General features: G+C 68.7%; 18 protein-coding genes and 1 pseudogene. 3 read left to right on the top strand and 16 right to left on the bottom strand.

Annotated elements, in window-relative coordinates; all coding sequences use genetic code 11:
• A pseudogene (locus tag QN357_RS01350) lies at positions 1 to 527 on the top strand (hypothetical protein); the annotation flags it as partial.
• Positions 528 to 534: 7 nt separating this feature from the next.
• Here QN357_RS01350 and QN357_RS01345 read toward each other — a convergent pair.
• Complete coding sequence (locus QN357_RS01345) at positions 535 to 1,827, bottom strand: ATP-dependent DNA helicase (RefSeq protein WP_134448484.1); 1,293 nt, start codon at positions 1,825 to 1,827, stop codon at positions 535 to 537.
• 150 nt (positions 1,828 to 1,977) lie between these two features.
• Between QN357_RS01345 and QN357_RS01340 the strand changes: the two genes are divergently transcribed.
• Positions 1,978 to 3,054, top strand: coding sequence for a hypothetical protein (locus QN357_RS01340; RefSeq protein WP_322189043.1), 1,077 nt, complete (start codon positions 1,978 to 1,980; stop codon positions 3,052 to 3,054).
• A gap of 16 nt (positions 3,055 to 3,070) precedes the next feature.
• Here QN357_RS01340 and QN357_RS01335 read toward each other — a convergent pair whose 3' ends face one another.
• The 15 genes from QN357_RS01335 to QN357_RS01265 all read right to left on the bottom strand — a co-directional run bounded on the left by QN357_RS01335 (position 3,071) and on the right by QN357_RS01265 (position 16,392).
• Positions 3,071 to 5,080, bottom strand: coding sequence for a cytochrome c oxidase assembly protein (locus QN357_RS01335; protein ID WP_174774570.1), 2,010 nt, complete (start codon positions 5,078 to 5,080; stop codon positions 3,071 to 3,073).
• A gap of 154 nt (positions 5,081 to 5,234) precedes the next feature.
• Positions 5,235 to 5,522 carry an HU family DNA-binding protein gene (locus QN357_RS01330; RefSeq protein WP_134448488.1) on the bottom strand — a complete coding sequence of 96 codons (288 nt, stop codon included), beginning with the start codon at positions 5,520 to 5,522 and terminating at the stop codon, positions 5,235 to 5,237.
• A gap of 310 nt (positions 5,523 to 5,832) precedes the next feature.
• Positions 5,833 to 6,138, bottom strand: a complete 306-nt coding sequence (gene rpsN, locus QN357_RS01325; protein ID WP_134448490.1) for a 30S ribosomal protein S14 — start codon at positions 6,136 to 6,138, stop codon at positions 5,833 to 5,835.
• Between the two features lie 3 nt (positions 6,139 to 6,141).
• The gene (gene rpmG, locus QN357_RS01320; RefSeq protein ID WP_092322741.1) at positions 6,142 to 6,309 is read right to left on the bottom strand and encodes a 50S ribosomal protein L33; all 168 of its coding nucleotides are present in this window, start codon (positions 6,307 to 6,309) and stop codon (positions 6,142 to 6,144) included.
• Entirely contained in the window at positions 6,309 to 6,545 is a 237-nt protein-coding gene (gene rpmB / locus QN357_RS01315) for a 50S ribosomal protein L28 (protein WP_134448494.1), read from the bottom strand. Before rpmB ends, rpmG begins: the two co-directional genes overlap by 1 nt.
• 175 nt (positions 6,546 to 6,720) lie before the next feature.
• Positions 6,721 to 7,128, bottom strand: coding sequence for a Fur family transcriptional regulator (locus QN357_RS01310; RefSeq protein ID WP_134448496.1), 408 nt, complete (start codon positions 7,126 to 7,128; stop codon positions 6,721 to 6,723).
• Positions 7,125 to 7,997, bottom strand: a complete 873-nt coding sequence (locus tag QN357_RS01305) for a metal ABC transporter permease (RefSeq protein ID WP_323504294.1) — start codon at positions 7,995 to 7,997, stop codon at positions 7,125 to 7,127. The genes QN357_RS01310 and QN357_RS01305 overlap by 4 nt, the downstream gene beginning before the upstream one ends.
• On the bottom strand, positions 7,997 to 8,878 hold the full coding sequence (locus tag QN357_RS01300) for a metal ABC transporter permease (protein ID WP_134448500.1): 882 nt from the start codon (positions 8,876 to 8,878) through the stop codon (positions 7,997 to 7,999). Before QN357_RS01300 ends, QN357_RS01305 begins: the two co-directional genes overlap by 1 nt.
• Positions 8,879 to 9,670, bottom strand: coding sequence for a metal ABC transporter ATP-binding protein (locus QN357_RS01295; RefSeq protein ID WP_134448502.1), 792 nt, complete (start codon positions 9,668 to 9,670; stop codon positions 8,879 to 8,881). It lies immediately after the preceding gene.
• Between the two features lie 4 nt (positions 9,671 to 9,674).
• Positions 9,675 to 10,703, bottom strand: a complete 1,029-nt coding sequence (locus QN357_RS01290; RefSeq protein ID WP_198413675.1) for a metal ABC transporter substrate-binding protein — start codon at positions 10,701 to 10,703, stop codon at positions 9,675 to 9,677.
• 76 nt (positions 10,704 to 10,779) lie between these two features.
• The gene (locus QN357_RS01285; RefSeq protein WP_134448506.1) at positions 10,780 to 11,538 is read right to left on the bottom strand and encodes a VIT1/CCC1 transporter family protein; all 759 of its coding nucleotides are present in this window, start codon (positions 11,536 to 11,538) and stop codon (positions 10,780 to 10,782) included.
• 105 nt (positions 11,539 to 11,643) lie between these two features.
• Complete coding sequence (locus tag QN357_RS01280) at positions 11,644 to 13,053, bottom strand: dihydrolipoamide acetyltransferase family protein (protein ID WP_322189036.1); 1,410 nt, start codon at positions 13,051 to 13,053, stop codon at positions 11,644 to 11,646.
• A gap of 45 nt (positions 13,054 to 13,098) precedes the next feature.
• A complete protein-coding gene (locus tag QN357_RS01275; RefSeq protein WP_323504295.1) occupies positions 13,099 to 14,058 on the bottom strand; it encodes an alpha-ketoacid dehydrogenase subunit beta in 960 nt (319 codons plus the stop codon).
• A gap of 98 nt (positions 14,059 to 14,156) precedes the next feature.
• Positions 14,157 to 15,284 carry a pyruvate dehydrogenase (acetyl-transferring) E1 component subunit alpha gene (gene pdhA, locus QN357_RS01270; protein WP_134448510.1) on the bottom strand — a complete coding sequence of 376 codons (1,128 nt, stop codon included), beginning with the start codon at positions 15,282 to 15,284 and terminating at the stop codon, positions 14,157 to 14,159.
• A 4-nt stretch (positions 15,285 to 15,288) separates the two neighbouring features.
• Positions 15,289 to 16,392, bottom strand: coding sequence for a histidinol-phosphate transaminase (locus tag QN357_RS01265; RefSeq protein WP_322136857.1), 1,104 nt, complete (start codon positions 16,390 to 16,392; stop codon positions 15,289 to 15,291).
• Positions 16,393 to 16,507: 115 nt separating this feature from the next.
• Between QN357_RS01265 and QN357_RS01260 the strand changes: the two genes are divergently transcribed.
• Positions 16,508 to 16,900, top strand: coding sequence for a phage holin family protein (locus tag QN357_RS01260; protein WP_134448512.1), 393 nt, complete (start codon positions 16,508 to 16,510; stop codon positions 16,898 to 16,900).
• The last annotated feature ends 44 nt before the right edge of the window (positions 16,901 to 16,944 follow it).

Below are 16,944 nucleotides of genomic sequence, written 5' to 3'. Positions count from 1 at the left end.
CCGCACCGGGGGCCCGGGGGCGGGCACTCGCCCCCGGGGCAGCGCTCTTCGGAGCCCTGATCCCTGTCTTTGTCTGGGGCGCCGTCGCAACCCTCGGCAGCGGCCTCGGCGTGCCGGCGACCGCGACCGGCCTCCCGCTCCAGCCGATGGCCACCGCAACCCTCTTCGACCTCTTCCTGGCCGGCTCCCTTGCACTCGCCCTGCGCCGCACCCGCCGCGCCGCCAGCACCGGCACCACCACCACCGAGCGCGTTCCGAATTCAGGAGTTCAGGCCGAATCCGGCCCGAATCGCCCCGAGCCAACCCGAATCAGGCACCACGTCCTGGATTCGGCACACACCCCAGCGGGTGAGACGGCCGGCGGGTGGCGCTTCCTCGCGGCTCTCACGCTCGCCGCCCTCGTCGTCTCCGGGCTCACCACACCGGCGCTGGCCGCGACGGATGCCGGCGCGCACGCCGTCCCGCACGGCTCGCACGGTCTTCCCTCGGCCCCTACCCCCGAGACCCCGGCCGGCCACCACCACTAGCCGCGGGTCAGGACGCGGGCAGGGCGCCCTGGCTGCCCATGAACCGCTGCACGTCCTCGTCGACGATGATGTCGCTCGGCCGCAGCGGCCGGGTGAGGTAGAGCCCGTCGAGGCCGGTCAGCCGGCTGAGGGCAACGTAGGTCTGGCCGGGGCTGAAGACCCTGGTGCCGAGGTCGACGATCGCCCGTTCGTACGTCGCGCCCTGGGACTTGTGGATGGTGACCGCCCAGGCCAGCCGCAGCGGGAACTGGGTGAACTCGGCGACGACGTCCCTGCTGAGCTTCTTCGTCGCCTGGTTGTAGCTGTACTTGTACTTCTCCCACACGGCCGGCTCCACCTCGTGCGTCGTGCCGTCGATCTCGACGTAGACCGTCGAATCCACCTTCGTGACCGTGCCGATGCTGCCGTTGACCCAGCGCGCGCCGCCGTCGAGCGGAGAGTCGTTGCGCAGGAACATCACCTGGGCGCCCACCTTGAGCTCGAGCACCGCGTCCGCTGGATAGGTGCGGCCGCCGAAGTCACCGGTGACCTCTGCCTTCGCGGTGAGCGCCTTGCCCGGCAGTCGTTTGAGCGCGGCCGCGTTGATCCGGTTGACCGCGTCGTTGCGGGTGGCGAGGGTAATCACGCCCTCTGCAGGCGGGGTGCGGGCGCCCGCTGCGTTGAGCGCGCCGCCGATCTCCGCGGTGACCTGCCCGTAGCGCACGGCGTTCAGCATGTGCCGGAAGTCGGCATCCCGCTGCCGGTGCACCTCGGTCAGTTCGAAGATGCGCAGTTCAGCGCCCTTCCAGACCTTCGCGTCGAAGAACCACATCGACCGGTAGGTGTCGGTGAAGTACGCCCGCTCGTCGGAATCGCCGGGGACGGGCGCGAGCTGGTACGGGTCGCCGAACAAGACGATCTGCACGCCGCCGAAGCTGTCGTTCGGGCGCTGCCTGGCCTGCCGGAGGCTGCGGTCGATCGCGTCCATCAGGTCGGCGTTGACCATCGAGACCTCGTCGATCACGACGGTGTCGATCGTGTTGAGCAGCTTCTTGACCTGGTCGTTCTGGTCGATCGCGTGGTCGGCGATGACCCCGATCGGCAGCCGGAAGAGCGAATGGATCGTCTGCCCGCCCACGTTGAGCGCCGCGACACCGGTCGGGGCGGCGATCACGATCTGCTTGCTGGTGTTCCACGACAGGTGGTTCAGCAGCGTCGACTTGCCGGTGCCGGCGCGCCCCGTCACGAAGACATTCTGGCGCGTGTTCTCGATGGCCTGGTAGACCTCGGCCTGCTCACGCGACAACGAAATCGGGGACACGGGTCGCTTTCAGTAGGAATGGAGGGAACATTCCACTGTATCCGCCCGGGCCGGTGCCGGGGGCGGATGCCGGGCATCCGTGGACATCGCAGCTCCCGTCCCGCACCCACGCACGCCGGCACCTCAGAATCGCGCCCGTAGAATGTGGACGTGAGCAACCGCGACCGCACGGCCCCGCGCGACCGGGGCCGAACCCTCGTCGCCGTCGTCGTGGTTGTCGTCCTCCTCGTCGCCGCGCTGTTCGCGGCGATCGGTTCGCTCAACCGCGAGGTGTACAGCGCGGGTGGTTTTGTGCGCCAGTACCTCGACGCCCTGGCCAGACACGACACCGCGAGCGCACTCACCCTGCCGGGGGTGACCCCGACCACGGCAGAGCTGACGGCGGCGGGCCTGCCGACGGAACTTCCCGACACGCTGCTGCGGGCATCCGTGCTCAGTTCGATCACCGCGATCAGGCTCGTCAGCGACACCGTGCAGCCGGACGCCGCCGACACAGGCACAGGCACCGGCACCGCCGAGGTGCACAGCGTGATCTACGCCTTCGACCTCGACGGTGCTCCGGAGACGATGGAGTTCCGGGTGGCCAGGGCGGGAACGTACGCGGCGGTCTTCGACTCGTGGCGCTTCGACACCAGCCCCCTCGCGGTGCTCGGCGTCACGGTCTTGCACGAGGCGAGTTTCTCGGTCAACGGCCTCACCCTCGACACGCGCGCGCACGCGGCGGCCGACGGCCCGGTGACGTTCTCGAACCAGGCCGCGTACCTCGCGTTCGCCCCGGCCCGGTACACGATCGCGCACGAGTCGGCCCTGCTGACCGCGGCGCCGCAGTCGGTTCCCGTCACGCAGTCCGGGGCGACGGATGTCTCGGTCGACGCCGAACCGAACGCGTCCTTCGTCGGGCAGGTCCAGTCGGAGCTCAACGCCTTCCTCGATTCCTGCGCGACGCAGACGGTCCTGCAGCCCTCTGATTGCCCCTTCGGGATCGAGATCAACGACAGGGTCAAGTCGGTGCCGACCTGGTCGATTCCCGAATACCCGGCCGTGACGCTCGCCGCCGGGGACACCGCCTTCGACATGCCGGCGACGGCAGGCAGGGCGCACATCAAGGTCGCCGTGCAGTCGCTCTTCGACGGGGACCTCAGCACCCGGGATGAGGATGTTCCGTTCGCGGTCGCGATCCAGGTCGTGGTCGGGGCCGACGGGTCGCTCGCGATCCAGCTCCGCTGACCGATTCCGGCAGGGACTAGGGCTGCCGGGTGTCGCGCGAGGCGAGCCGCTCGAGCTGGGCGTTGTAGCGGATGAGCTCGGCCTCGCCGGTCCGGTCGGCGTTGCGGTCCTTGCGCCGGGTTTCCTTCTCGTCACTGCGGGACCACTGGATCGCGACGGCGATCGCCAGCGCGATCGTCGGGATCTCGCCGACGCTCCAGGCGATGCCGCCGCCCAGCTGTTGGTCGGCGATCGCACTGACCCCCCAGGTACGGCCCATCGCGCCGTACCAGTCGGCGAGGAGCAGGCCCGTCCCGGTCATCAGGGCGACCCCGAAGAAGGCGTGGAACGCCATCGTGCCGAGCAGCAGCAGCAGCCGGAAGGCGTAGGGCAGCCGGTACGGCACCGGGTCGATGCCGATCAGGGACTGCACGAACAGGTACCCGGTGATCAGGAAGTGCACGACCATCCACTCGTGCCCGATATGGTCGGTCGTCGCCCAGCTGAACAGGTTCGAGTAGTAGAACACCCAGAGGGAGCCGGCCCAGAGCACTGCGGCGACGATCGGGTTCGTCAGGACGCCCGCGTACCGGGAGTGCACCGCGAGGAGGATCCACTCGCGGGCTCCGCGGCTCTCATCGGTGCGCTTGTGGATGGCCCGGGCGGCAAGGGTGATCGGGGCGCCGGGCACGAGGAACACCGGCACCAGCATGGTGAGCGCCATGTGCATCAGCATGTGCGACGAGAACAGATACTTCGCGTACAGGTTGGCGCCGCCGTTGGTGATGTAGAAGAGGATGAGCATCCCCACCACCCAGGACACGGTCCGGTAGACAGGCCAGGAGTCACCGCGCTTGTGCAACCGGTAGACCCCGGCCAGGTAGAAGAAGATCCCGAAGGCGCAGAACAGCACCCAGGCCAGGTCGAAGTCCCACTCGGTGAAGTACCGGGCGAAGGTCAGCTCTGGCGGCAGCAGCTCGCCGGTGAGGATCTGCGCGGGGGTCGAGGTGGCGACCTGGGTCGCCACGACCTGGGCGACCGGGGTCGCGGTACGGGCGAGCGCCGCAGCAACCCCTGAGGCGAGTCCCATGAAAGCGAGCTCGCCGACCACGAGCCACCAGAACCAGGTGCCCGCGCTGCGGCCGGCGGCGCCCGGTCCCGCGAGCGTGGCCCGGCGCATCCGCTCGACGAGGAACCGGCGCTGCAACACACCGAAACCGCCGAGCGTGATGAGGGCGACGACCTTCACGAGCACGAGGATGCCGTACGGCGTCAGAAGCCGGTCGATGCTGCCGATCCGCAGTTCGGCGCTGACGTAACCGGAGGCCGCGACGACGATGAAACTCACGAGGGCGAGCGTCGAATAGCGGCCGATGACGGCGTTGATACGCGTGCCCTCGAGCTGTTTGCGGAGCACGACGACCGTCAGGAGCCCGCCGAGCCAGATCGCCGCGAACACGAGGTGCAGTCCGAGTGCCGTGATCGCGACGTCGTGGCCCTGGCTGCCCGCTGCGTGGCCCTGGAGCGCCATCGGAACGAGGGCGCCGATCGCGAGGGCCGTGACGAAAACGAGCCCGGTCTGGCTGCGCACCGCGAAGCACAGCACCGTGACGCCCGCGGCGATGAGCGTGGTCGCGAGCCAGGCCTGGCCGAGTTCGATCTGGCTGAAGAACTGGCCGGCGGTCGCGCTGAAGCGGTCGTCGAAGGCCAACGGGACATCCGTCACCTGCAGGAAGGTCAGGAACCCGGTGAGAGCGGAGGCGGCGGTGAAGAGTGCCGCGGCTCCCGCGGCGAAGTCGAGCGAGGTGCCGTATGCGTTCTCGCGGGGGCTGAGCGCGAAGCAGGCGAGCACGAGGGCGCCGATCGTGCCCGCAGCACCGAGGTTGACGAGCAGCTTCGCCACCGGGAGTCCCCAGCGCACGAGCGGCCCCGGGTCTGCGAGCAGTTGCGCAGCAGCGCCGCCGCCGTAGGCGAGGGCCAGCAGGGTCGAGAGCACGGCCACCAGGAGGAGGGCTGCAGGACCGGAGATCCGCACGAGACGAGGCACGGCTCCAGCTTAACCGGCCAGCCGGGTGGGTATGCCGAGAGCGGATGCCACGGACCGGACGCAGAGGAGGGCGCCGGCCGAAGCCGACGCCCTCCTCTGTATGAAGCAGGTGAAGCAGATGAAGCGGGTGAAGCAGGTGGAACGGGTGCCGATGTTACTTGGCGGCGGCCTTCAGCTTGCTGCCGGCGGTCAGCTTGACGCGGTGGCCTGCTGCGATGGCGATTTCTTCGCCGGTCTGCGGGTTGCGGCCGGTGCGCGCCGCGGTGGCGGTGCGCTCGACGCCGAGCCAGCCCGGGATGGTGACCTTGCCGTCGCTCGCGACGGTTTCGGCGAGTGCGGCAAAGAATGCGTTGAGCACGCTGTCGACGGCAACCTGGCTCTGGCCAGAGTCTGCGGCAACCTTGGCAACGAGCTCGGTCTTGTTCAGCGACTTGTCAGCCATTGAGTGTCCTCCTCGGACCTTCGTCTGTAAAAAACAGGTATGCGGGTAATGCGGGCGACGCCAGAAGGCGCATCCGTTGGTCGGTTGGACCGCGTTGAATCTAACAGAGTTCCGGGAACTTCCGCGTATTTCCGGCGTTTTTCGGCATCTTGGGGCGCTTTTTGCCCTTCCGGGAGTGCCATTTCCGCTGTGCGCGGAATCCGGGGTCCCTCGACGAGACATCCGCCCGGGTACGAGAAAGGGGATGTCGACCGAAGTCGACATCCCCTCATTCGCGGAACCGGAGTTCAGCGAAGCGATTCAGCGGGTGTTACCAGCTGGACTTGGTGATGCCGGGCAGCTCGCCGCGGTGCGCCATGTCGCGGAAACGCACGCGCGAGATGCCGAACTTGGAGAGGTGGCCACGGGGGCGACCGTCGACGGCGTCGCGGTTGCGCACGCGCACCGGCGAAGCGTTGCGGGGAAGCTTCTGGAGGCCGAGGCGGGCTGCCTCGCGCGACTCGTCCGTACCGGACTCGTCGACGAGGGCCTTCTTCAGCTCCAGGCGCTTGACGGCGTAACGGGCAACAACGATCTTGCGCTGTTCGTTACGGGCGATCTTGCTCTTCTTGGCCATGTGTTAGCGCTCCTCTCGGAAGTCAACGTGCTTGCGCACTACGGGGTCGTACTTCTTGAGCACGAGACGGTCGGGGTCGTTACGACGGTTCTTGCGGGTCACATACGTGTAACCGGTGCCGGCCGTCGAGCGGAGCTTGATGATCGGGCGGACGTCATGCTGCTTGGCCATTAGATTTTCTCCCCACGGGCGAGCAGGTCCTTGACGACCGACTCAATGCCACGAGCATCGATAACCTTGATTCCCTTGACCGAGAGGGTCAGGGTGACGTTACGGCGCAACGAAGGCACGTAGTACTTTTTGGTCTGTACGTTCGGGTCGAAACGACGCTTGGTGCGTCGGTGCGAGTGCGAAACGTTGTGTCCAAAGCCGGGAACGGCTCCGGTCACCTGGCAGGTTGCTGCCATGGTTCTCCTCCAATACCGAAGGGCGAATGCCCTTCCCAAGATCTCTTGTCGGCCGGGCACAGCAGTTCCACTTCACTGGTTCAGAAAGCGAAGCCGATGTATTCCGGCAGTGCACGCAAAGATATGCGCAGCAACCGCCAACTCTACGGGTCGACGGGTGTCCGCGCAACTCCGCTCAGGCGATGGCGGCGGCGGCGGATGCCGCGGTGCACGCCGCGCACAGGCCGAACACGTCGACGACGTGGGCGGCCTGGGTGAAGCCGTGCTCGGCGGCGACGTTCTTCGCCCAGGTTTCGACGGCATCCGCTTCGATTTCGACGGTGAGGCCGCAGTGCCGGCAGATCAGGTGGTGGTGGTGGTCTGTCGTGCTGCAGGCCCGGTAGAGGCTTTCGCCGTCGGGCGACTGCAAGCAGTCGGCCTCGCCTTCGCCCGCGAGGTCGGCGAGGGCGCGGTAGACCGTCGCGAGTCCGATCGGGGATCCGGTGGCGTGCAGGCGGGTGTGCAGGCCCTGCACGCTCACGAATCCGACCGTGTCGCTGAGGGCGGTGCGCACAGCCTCGCGCTGCCAGGTGTTGCGCTTCATGACTCCCACCCTAGGCTCGCCCGGGCGGCGGCACGACCGGAAGCCGGCCGGGTGGGCAGGGCGGCGGTCCGGGAACTGCCGGCCCGGGAGCGGATCTGACGCACGGCGAGAGCCAGGAGGAAGAACCCTGCTGCGGTGAGCGCGATCGCGGGCCCGGCGGCGACGTCGATGGCGCGCGAGAGCAGTACCCCGCTGATCCCGGCCGTCGCCCCGAGGACGGGTGCCGCGACGAGGATCTGCCCCGTGGTGCGGGCGAGCAGGCGTGCGGCGGCCGCGGGGGCTGCGATCAGGGCGATCGCGAGGATCGCGCCGACCGCGGGCATCGCGGTCACGACGGTCGCGGTGATGAGGCCCAGGGTCAGGAGTTCCATCGGCCATTCCCGGTATCCGGCCGCGCGGTATCCACTCGCATCGAAGGTCGAGAACAGCAGTTCCTTGCCGAAGAAGACGATCACCAGAACGGCGACCACGAGGACGCCGCCGGCGAGGCCGATGTCGGAACCGGTCGTGGTCAGGATGGATCCGACGAGGAACGAATCGACGTGAACGGGCAGCGACGGGTTGAGCGCCTGCAGGAGCACCCCGAGCGCGAAGCCCGCCGTGAGGACGATGCCAGAGGCCACCTGGCTGCCCTGGCGGCGCACCCGGCCGATCACGGTCATGATTCCGACGATGGCGATGCTCGCGACGAAAGCCCCGAGCGGAATGCTCAGCCCGAGCATGGCCGCGGCGACCGCGCCGGGGAAGGTGGCGTGGGTGAGGGCCTGGGCGAAGAAGGTGCGCCGGCGCAGCACGACAAGGGAGCCGACGAGGCCGCAGAGTGCGCCGATCACGGTCGCGGCGATGAGGGCGGTGCTGAAGTAATCCATCAGAGCACCGCCGCGGGCCGAGGCTGCGGCGCGCGCAGCCGGTCGAGCAGGAGTCGGCCGACGAGGGCGAGGGCGTACCCGGCGACGAGTACGAGCACGACGGTCGCGCCGCTCGGCAGGTTGATGCCGGCCCCCACGGATGCCACATAGCCGAGGGAGAGGCCGAGCCACGCCGCGACGGCGGCGAACACCGCCGCGACCGGGAACAGCAGCCACAGGCGCACGGTCACGAGCCGTGCGACCGCGCCGGGAACGATCAGCACCGCGAGCACGAGCAGGGTTCCGACGGCGCTCGACGCGGCGACGACGACGAGCGCGATCGCCACGTTGAGCACGAGGTCGAGCACGAAGGGCCGGTAGCCGACGGCGGAGAACCCGGTGCGGTCGAAGGCGCGGAAGAGTTGCTCCTTGAGTGTGACTCCCACGAGGAGGAGGGCGATCGCGCAGATCACGATCGTCTGGACGACCTCGACCACGCTGATCGTGAGCAGCCGCCCGAACAGGAGCTGTTCGAGCTGGCCGACGTAGTTGGTCTGCCGGGACACGACGATCACGCCGATGCTGAACATGGCCGTGAACACGATCGCGATCGCGGCGTCGACCGGCACAGCCTTGCGCATCAGCACCGCCAACACGATCGCAGTGAGCACTGCCGCGACGATCGCCCCCGCGAAGAGGCCCTCACGGCCGCCCCAGACGAACCCGATCGCGATGCCGGGAAACACCGCGTGGGTGAGCCCGTCGCTGATGAATTCGAGCCCGCGCAGGTTGACCAGCACGCCGACGATGCCCGCGACGAGGCTCAGCACGAGGAGCACCACGAGGGCGCGGGACATGAACGGCAGGGAGAAGGCGTCGAGAAGCGCGCCCCAGGCATCCACTCAGTGCCCCGTGTGGCTGGGCACGACGACGGTGTGCTCGTCGAGTTCGACCCCGACGGACCGGAAGGTGCGCTGGACGTTCTCAAGGCTGAGCACCTCGTCGAGTGGGCCGAAGGCGACCTGGCCGCCGTTCAGCAGCAGGACCGATTCGCAGACGTCGCGGGCGAGTTCGAGGTCGTGCGTCGAGATGAGCACGGCAACACCGTCGGCCTTGAGTCGCTTCACGGTGTCCACGAGCGCGTTGCGGTTCTCCTGGTCGAGGCCGTTGAACGGTTCGTCGAGCAGGAGCAGGCGGGGCCCGGATGCGAGGGCGCGGGCGAGGAGGCCGCGCTGCTGCTGGCCCCCGGAGAGTTCGCCGAACCGGGTCCTGGCGCGTTCGGAGAGGCCGACGGCCTCGAGGGCCGCTGCGACGTGCGCGCGGTCGCGTTTGCCGGGCAGGCGCAGCCAGCCGAGGGAACGGTATCGCCCCATCATGACCACCTGTTCGAGGGTGACCGGGAATTCCGGGTCGAGCTCGTCGGCCTGGGGCACGTACCCGACCGCGCCTGCGGGGGCCGGGGATTCACCGAGCACTTCGACCGTGCCTGCTGTGCGATGGATCAGGCCGAGCACTCCCTTGAGTAGGGTCGACTTTCCCGAACCGTTCGGCCCGATCAGGGCGACGGCCTCACCCGCGCGCAGGTCGAAGGCGACGTCTTCGAGCGCGGGCGTCTGGGCGTATGCGAAGGATGCCCCGGCCACGTGGAGGGCGAGCGGCGCGGCGGTCCGCGGTTGAGAATCGTTCTCGTTCACGTGTTCACTCTCGCAGGTCTGCCGGTACGGCGGTGGGGACTCTGCCCCAGGACTCGAGGATCAGGCGCACATTGTGCAGCTGAGAGGCGACGTAGGTGGCACCGTCGCTGCCGGCCGGGCCGAGGGAATCGCCATACAGGGCGTCGTCGCCGGAGTACACGGTGACGCCGGCCTGCCGGGCGATCGTGTCGGCGGCCTTGGGGCTGATCGAGGCCTCGGAGAACACGGCCTTGACGCCGGTGGCCTTGATCTTCGTGACGAGTTGGTCGATTTCGGTTGCGCTCGGTTCGGCGTTGTCGTCGAAGCTCGGGATCACGCTGCCGACGTAGGTGATGCCGTATGCGGCCGTGAAATAACCGAAGGCGTCGTGGTTGCTGACGAGAAGCCGCTCCGCGGCGGGGACCGGGTCGATGTTCGTGCGGATCCAGCCGTCGAGCGCTGCGAGCGTGCTTCCGTAGCCGGCGGCGTTGGCCGTGAAGGCAGCTGCCCGGTCGGCGTCGGCGGCACTCGCGGCCGCGAGACCGGCGGCGATGGTGCGGGTCATGGCTTCCGCGTTCGCGACGTCGGTCCAGATGTGCGGGTTGCCGCCCGCGTGGTCGTGTGCGGCATCCGCCGTGTGGGGGGCCTCGTCGTTTCCGGCGCCGCTCTCTGCGATCGTGATGCCCGCATCGGAGTCGATCGTGACGCCATGGAAGCCGGAGGCGTCGATCGCGTCGGTGAGCCATTCCTCGAGGCCGACGCCGTTGATGACGAGCACATCGGCGCGGCCGAGGGCGGTCAGGTCGGCCGCGGACGGGTCGTAGCTGTGCGCGCTCTGGTTCGGCTGGATGAGCTGGGTCAGCGTGACGCCCGGGGCATCCCCGATCACGTTGCGGGCGAGGTCGGCGACCTGGGTGGTTGTCGCGACGACCCGGAGGTCGCCCGATGCTCCTCCTGAGCCTCCGGCCGAACCGGGCGTCGTGGCCGAGCATCCGCTGAGGGTGAGCGCGGCCGCGGCCAGGAGTGCGGGTACGAGGATTTTCGAGGGGGTCACGTAAGCGACGCTATCCCTATTGATAATGATTGTCAAAACCATTAGGTGGGCTCGCCACCGCTTGGTGGCTGGCGGGCTAGACGACGCCGGAGGTGCCGAGCAGGGACCCGATCAGGAAGGTGACCACGAGCGCGGCGGCGCCGCCGAGCACGACGCGGATGATCGCCCGCAGCTTGGGGCTGCCGCCGAGGTGGGCGCCGGTCGCGCCGAGGGCGGCGAGGGCGACGAGCACGGCGCCGAAGGTGATCGGGATGCGCACGCTCGCGGGCAGGAGCAGGATCGCCAGGAACGGGAGCAGCGCGCCGAGGGTGAACGCCGCGGCGGAGACCCAGGCGGCATGCCAGGCGCTGACGACGTCGTCTTCCGTGATGCTGTGCTCGGCCAGCAGGTGGGCGCGCACAGGGTCGATCGCGGTGAATTCCGTGGCGACCTGGCGGGCGGTCGCGGGCGCGAGGCCCTGCTTTTCGTAGAGTTTCGCGAGTTCCTCGAGCTCGCCCTCCGGGTCGATGCTCAGTTCGTGCTTCTCGCGCGCGATCAGGGTGCGCTGGCTGTCGCTCTGGCTGCTGACGGAGACGTATTCACCGAGGGCCATCGAGATCGCCCCGCCGACGAGACCGGCTGTGCCGGCCGCGGCAATGACTGCGGTCGAGCCGCTCGCGCCGGCGACGCCGACGACGAGGGCTGCGACGGAGACGATACCGTCGTTGGCGCCGAGCACCCCGGCGCGAAGCCAGTTCAGGCGGCCGGCGTGGCTCTCGGTGCGCTTCCGGTCGTCGGCTGCGGCTTCGACCGCAGGAGCGACGGGGGCGATTCTGGCGGGGGCGATGGAGGTCATTGGAACATCAGACCACAGGGAATCCACGTCCGCCAGCGTGGAAAGCCTTACCTCACCAGCGCGTTAAAGAGCTGGTGAGGTAAGCCTTCCCAAAGTCTGAACCCGCTATTCGAGGAGGAGGGCCGGTTCCTCGATGATGCTCGCGACATCCGCCAGGAAGCGGCTCGCCACGTCTCCGTCGACGACCCGGTGGTCGAAGCTCGCGCCGATGGTCGTGACCTGGCGCACGCGCACCTCGCCGTCGACGACCCAGGGCTTGGGCTTGATCGTGCCGAGGGCGACGATCCCGGCTTCGCCGGAGTTGAGGATCGGGGTGCCGGTGTCCATGCCGAAGACGCCGATGTTCGTGATCGTGATCGTGCCCCCGGCCTGGTCTGCCGGCGTCGTCTTGCCGTCGCGCGCCGTGAGGGTGAGCGTCTCGAGGGCGCGAGCGAGCTCGAGGAGGCTCATGTCCTGGGCTTCCTTGACGTTCGGCACGATCAGCCCGCGCGGGGTGGCCGCGGCGATGCCGAGGTTCACGTAGTGCTTGATGATGATTTCCTGATCGGTGAAGACCGAGTTCACGGTGGGGTTGCGGCGCACGGCCCAGATCATCGCCTTGGCCATGATCAGCATCGGCGAGACCCGCACCCCGGCGAAGTCGGTCGAGGACTTGAGGCGCTTGACGAACTCCATCGTGCGCGTGGCGTCGACGTCGACGAACAGGCTGACGTGCGGCGCGGTGAACGCGCTGCCGACCATGGCCTGCGCGATCGCCTTGCGCACGCCCTTGACCGGGATGTGCTCCTCACGGTCGCTCGGCCACTCGGGCGTCTGGATGTTGCGGAACACGCTCGCCTGGGTCGCCCCGCGCAGCACGTCCTCGCGGGTGACGTCGCCGACGGGGCCGGTCGCCTCGACGAGGGCGAGATCGACGCCGAGGTCCTTCGCGAGCTTGCGAATCGGGGGCTTGGCGATGACGGGACCGGCGGATGCCGCTCGCGGCGCCCGCGCCTGGGCTGCGGCGGCCGGCCGGGGCGTTTCGATCGCGGGAGGAGCGATCGAGGCGTGCGGCGCGGCACCGTCGGATCCCCGACGGCGACGGGTCGGCACGCTCGGAGCGGCTCCCCGACCGACGAGCACCTTCGGCTCCTCAGCGGTGATGGTCGACCCGGTGTCGAGGGCTGCGCCGGCCAGCTCGGTGACGTGTGCGGCGGGGACCTGTCCTGCTCCGGCATCCGCCGTCACGGCAGCGGGAGCAGCGGCCGGAGCCGGACTGACGGCTGCGGGCTCCTCGGCGGGGACGATGGTGATGATCACCGTTCCGACGTCCACGGTCGTTCCGACCTCCACGAGGATGGCGCCGACGACGCCGACGAACGGAGACGGCAGTTCGACGAGCGACTTGGCCGTCTCGATCTCGACGAGCACCTGGTTGATCGACACGGTGTCGCCGGGGGCGACCCGCCACTCGACGATTTCAGCCTCGGTGAGGCCCTCACCGACATCGGGAAGGGTGAAGTTCAGGACGCTCATCTGGATTCCTTGCTGTGGGTCATGCTAGGTGCGGGGTGGTGCATGTCAGTAGGCGAGGGAACGATCGACCGCTTCGAGGACCCGGTCGGGGGACGGCAGGAAGTGGGTCTCGACGGCCGCGGGCGGGAAGGGGGTGTCGAAGCCGGAAACCCGCAGCACGGGAGCCTCGAGGTGGTAGAACGAGCGCTCCGTGACGGTCGCCGCGATTTCCGAGCCGACGCTCACGAAGCCGTATGCTTCCTGGGCGACGACCAGGTGGCCGGTCTTCTCCACGGAGGTGAGGATGGGGCCGTAGTCGATCGGGGAGATCGAGCGCAGGTCGATGACCTCGATGCTGATGCCCTCGACCGCGGCGAGTTCGGCGGCCTGCAGCAGGACAGTGACCATGGCGCCATGGCCGACGAGGGTGACGTCGGAGCCGGCACGGACGACCCGGCTCGCGTGCAGGGGAATCCCGCTCGCGCCGAAACGGACCTCGCCCTTGGGCCAGTAGCGGTTCTTCGGCTCGAAGAAGATGATCGGGTCGTCGGAGGCGATCGCCTCCTGCATCATCCAGTAGGCGTCGTGCGGGTTCGAGGGGCTCACGACGCGCAGGCCCGGGGTGTGCGCGAAGTACGCCTCCGGGCTCTCCTGGTGGTGCTCGATCGAGCCGATGTGTCCGCCGTAGGGAATCCGGATCACGACGGGCATCGTGACCTGGCCCTCGTGCCGGTTGCGCATCCGGGAGAGCTGGCTGGTGATCTGGTCGAAGCCGGGGAAGACGAAGCCGTCGAACTGGATCTCGCAGACGGGACGGTAGCCGCGGAGGGCGAGGCCGATCGCGGTGCCGACGATGCCGGACTCTGCGAGCGGGGTGTCGAGCACGCGCTTGTCGCCGAATTCGGCGTGCAGGCCCTCGGTGACGCGGAACACGCCGCCGAGCGGTCCGATGTCCTCGCCCATCATCAGGACCTTCGGATTGTCGAGCATCGCCTGCCGGAGGCCGGCGTTCAGGGCCTTGGCCATCGGGAGGTTCGCCGAGGTGGCTGGAACGGCGGATGCTGCCGCGGGCACTGCAGAAGCGGCCGGCTCCCGGACCGGGGTCTCGGTCACGATCGTGTCGCTCACGCGTCGCCTCCTTCGAAGGATGCTTCGTATCGGTCGAGCCAGGCCTTCTGTTCCTGGATCAGCGGGTGGGGTTCGGCGTAGACGTTGTCGAAGATGACGGAACGCTCGGGCGAGCGGATCTCGAGGGCGCGGCGGCGGACATCCGCTGCGTGGTCCTCGGCCTCCTCGTCGACGGCGTCGAGGAAGTCCTGCTCGACGCCGAGGCCCTGCAGGTAGGCGCGGAACCGGACGATCGGGTCTTTCGCGACCCAGGCGGCGAGTTCCTCCGGGTCACGGTACTTGGTGGGGTCGTCTGCGGTGGTGTGCGCACCGACCCGGTAGGTCATCGCCTCGATCAGGGCGGGGCCCTTGCCCGCGCGCGCGTCGTCGAGGTGCTTGGCGGTGACGGCGTAGCTCGCGAGCACGTCATTGCCGTCGACCTGGGTGCCGGGCATGCCGAAGCCGCCGGCGCGGAGGTAGAGCGGGGTGCGCGACTGCCGGGTGACCGGCACCGAGATCGCCCAGTGGTTGTTCTGCAGGAAGAAGACCTGCGGGGTCTGGTAACTCGCCGCGAAGACGAGGGCCTCGTTCGCGTCACCCTGGGAGGAGGCTCCGTCGCCGTAGTAGACGATGACCGCCTCGTCGGTTTCGGGGTTGCCGGTCGCGGTCGTGCCGTCGAGCTGCATGCCCATCGCGTATCCGGTCGCGTGCAGGGTCTGCGAGGCGAGCACGAGAGTGTAGAGATGGAAGTTGCCGTGATCCTCGGGGGTCCAGCCACCGAGGGTGACGCCGCGCAGCATCCGCAGGATGTCGACGAGGTCGAGCCCGCGGATCATGCCGACGACGTGCTCACGGTAGGAGGGGAAGACGTGGTCCTGGGGGCGGGTGGCATACGCGCTGCCGACCTGGGCGGCCTCCTGGCCGTGGCTCGGCACCCACAGGGCGAGCTGGCCCTGCCGTTGCAGGTTCGCCGCCTCCTTGTCGAAACGACGGACGACGACCATGTCACGGTAGAACCTGCGGAGGTCGTCTTCGGTCAGGCGGTCGAGGTAGGGCATGAACTCCGCCGCCGCCTCGCTCGGCTCGACGAGCCCGCTCGTCGAGAGCACCTGAACCAGGGGTGAGTCGTTCTCGCGCGCTGCCATCGTACTAACCTAGCCGCCGGGCCGAATGCCCTATTGGTAGATTTTGTACAAGTTCCGCGCAGGTTCGCAGTAGTTCTTCCACAGATTCTTCCTCGCCAATTGAGATCCGGATCCCCTCGGGGAAGGGCCGCACCACGAGTCCGGCCGCACCGAGCGCCTCGGCGGCGACACCGGTTTCCGCGCCCGTCGGCAACCAGATGAAGTTGCCCTGGGGTGCGGGAGTGTTCCAGCCCTGCTCGGTGAGCGCGCGCCAGATCGTGTCACGACGGATGCCGATGGTGCGCACCCGTTCCATGAGTTCGTCATCGACATCGAGCGATGCGATCGCGGCAGCACTGGCGACCCCCGTGACCGACAGCGGAATCGCCGTCGCACGGGCAGCGTCGAGGATCGCAACCGGCCCGAGGCCGTAGCCGACCCGGAGCCCGGCGAGGCCGTATGCCTTGGAGAAGGTGCGGAGCACGACGAGGTTCGGGTAGCGGCCCAGCAGGGAGATGCCCCTGACGGCGTCGGGGTCGGTCACGAACTCGGCGTACGCCTCGTCGAGGATGACGAGCAGCGTCGAGGGGACGACCGCCATGAAGGCCTCGAACTCCGCAGCGTGCACGATCGTGCCTGTCGGGTTGTTCGGGCTGCAGACGATGAGCACGCGGGTGCGGTCGGTGATCGCGGCGGCCATGGCGGTGAGGTCGTGGCCGTGATCCGGCCGGTTGGGCACCTGCACGCTCGTCGCGCCTGCGACGGTGACGAGGCTCGGGTACGCCTCGAAGGAGCGCCAGGAATAGACGACTTCGTCCCCTGGGCCCGCCGCGGCGAGGATGAGCTGGGAGAGCAGGGCGACGGAACCGCTGCCCACGTGCACCTCGTCCGGCGAAAGCCCGTAGCGTGCGGCGAGGCGTTCCCGCAGTTCGGACGCGGAGGCATCCGGATAGCGGTTGTACGTCGTCTCGGCGCCGACGGCAGCGATCACACCGGGCAGTGGCCCGAACGGGTTCTCGTTGCTCGAGAGCTTGAAGGCACTCGCGGCTGCCGCCTTTCCCTGCCTGTAGGCCGGGAGGGCGATGATTTCGGGGCGCAGTCGCACCGCTGACTGGTCTGTGGGGCTCACTCGGCGATTCTACGCCGGGGCGTATTCGCGCGACCGCATGAGCCGCGCGGAGACCGGGCGTGCCGCAGGCCGCACCACCCAAGCGCAGCGCCCGGTCAGGTGCCATAGTGGTCGCATGGCCAGATTCCTGATCAAGCTCATCCTCAATGCCGTCGCCCTGTGGCTCACCACCCTCCTCGTCTCGGGAGTGAGTGTCGAACCCTATGCGCCGGACACCGGCGCCATCGTCGTGACGTATCTCCTCATTGCCCTCATCTTCGGTCTCGTCAACGGCGTGATCGGCGGTTTTGTGCGTGTCATCGCCTTCCCGCTCTACGTTCTGACCCTCGGCCTCCTCGCGCTCATCGTCAACGGCCTGCTCCTCATGCTCGTGGCCCTGATCTCCGACGGCCTCGGCTTCGGCTTGCATGTCGACGGCTTCTGGACCGGGGTGCTCGGGGCACTCGTTCTCGGCATCATCAGCTGGCTGCTCGGCGTGCTCGCGCGTCCCGCCACCGGCCGCCAGTAACCCACCCCCGCACCTGGTTCACGGCCCGGGTTCACGGCCCGCCC

The organism is Cryobacterium sp. RTC2.1, from assembly GCF_035018685.1.
Taxonomy (GTDB): Bacteria; Actinomycetota; Actinomycetes; order Actinomycetales; family Microbacteriaceae; genus Cryobacterium; species Cryobacterium glucosi.
The sequence above is the reverse complement of the archived record's forward strand: the minus strand, read 5'-3'. Positions and strand labels throughout refer to the sequence as shown.

Excerpts from the sequence above, each read along its gene's own strand:
- QN357_RS01330 (WP_134448488.1), bottom strand. The coding sequence starts at position 5,522 with ATGGCTGACAAGTCGCTGAACAAGACCGAGCTCGTTGCCAAGGTTGCC.
- rpsN (WP_134448490.1), bottom strand. The coding sequence starts at position 6,138 with ATGGCCAAGAAGAGCAAGATCGCCCGTAACGAACAGCGCAAGATCGTT.
- rpmG (WP_092322741.1), bottom strand. The coding sequence starts at position 6,309 with ATGGCCAAGCAGCATGACGTCCGCCCGATCATCAAGCTCCGCTCGACG.
- rpmB (WP_134448494.1), bottom strand. The coding sequence starts at position 6,545 with ATGGCAGCAACCTGCCAGGTGACCGGAGCCGTTCCCGGCTTTGGACAC.
- QN357_RS01310 (WP_134448496.1), bottom strand. The coding sequence starts at position 7,128 with ATGAAGCGCAACACCTGGCAGCGCGAGGCTGTGCGCACCGCCCTCAGC.
- QN357_RS01305 (WP_323504294.1), bottom strand. The coding sequence starts at position 7,997 with ATGGATTACTTCAGCACCGCCCTCATCGCCGCGACCGTGATCGGCGCA.
- QN357_RS01285 (WP_134448506.1), bottom strand. The coding sequence starts at position 11,538 with ATGACCTCCATCGCCCCCGCCAGAATCGCCCCCGTCGCTCCTGCGGTC.
- QN357_RS01280 (WP_322189036.1), bottom strand. The coding sequence starts at position 13,053 with ATGAGCGTCCTGAACTTCACCCTTCCCGATGTCGGTGAGGGCCTCACC.
- QN357_RS01275 (WP_323504295.1), bottom strand. The coding sequence starts at position 14,058 with ATGGCCAAGGCCCTGAACGCCGGCCTCCGGCAGGCGATGCTCGACAAT.
- pdhA (WP_134448510.1), bottom strand. The coding sequence starts at position 15,284 with ATGGCAGCGCGCGAGAACGACTCACCCCTGGTTCAGGTGCTCTCGACG.
- QN357_RS01260 (WP_134448512.1), top strand. The coding sequence starts at position 16,508 with ATGGCCAGATTCCTGATCAAGCTCATCCTCAATGCCGTCGCCCTGTGG.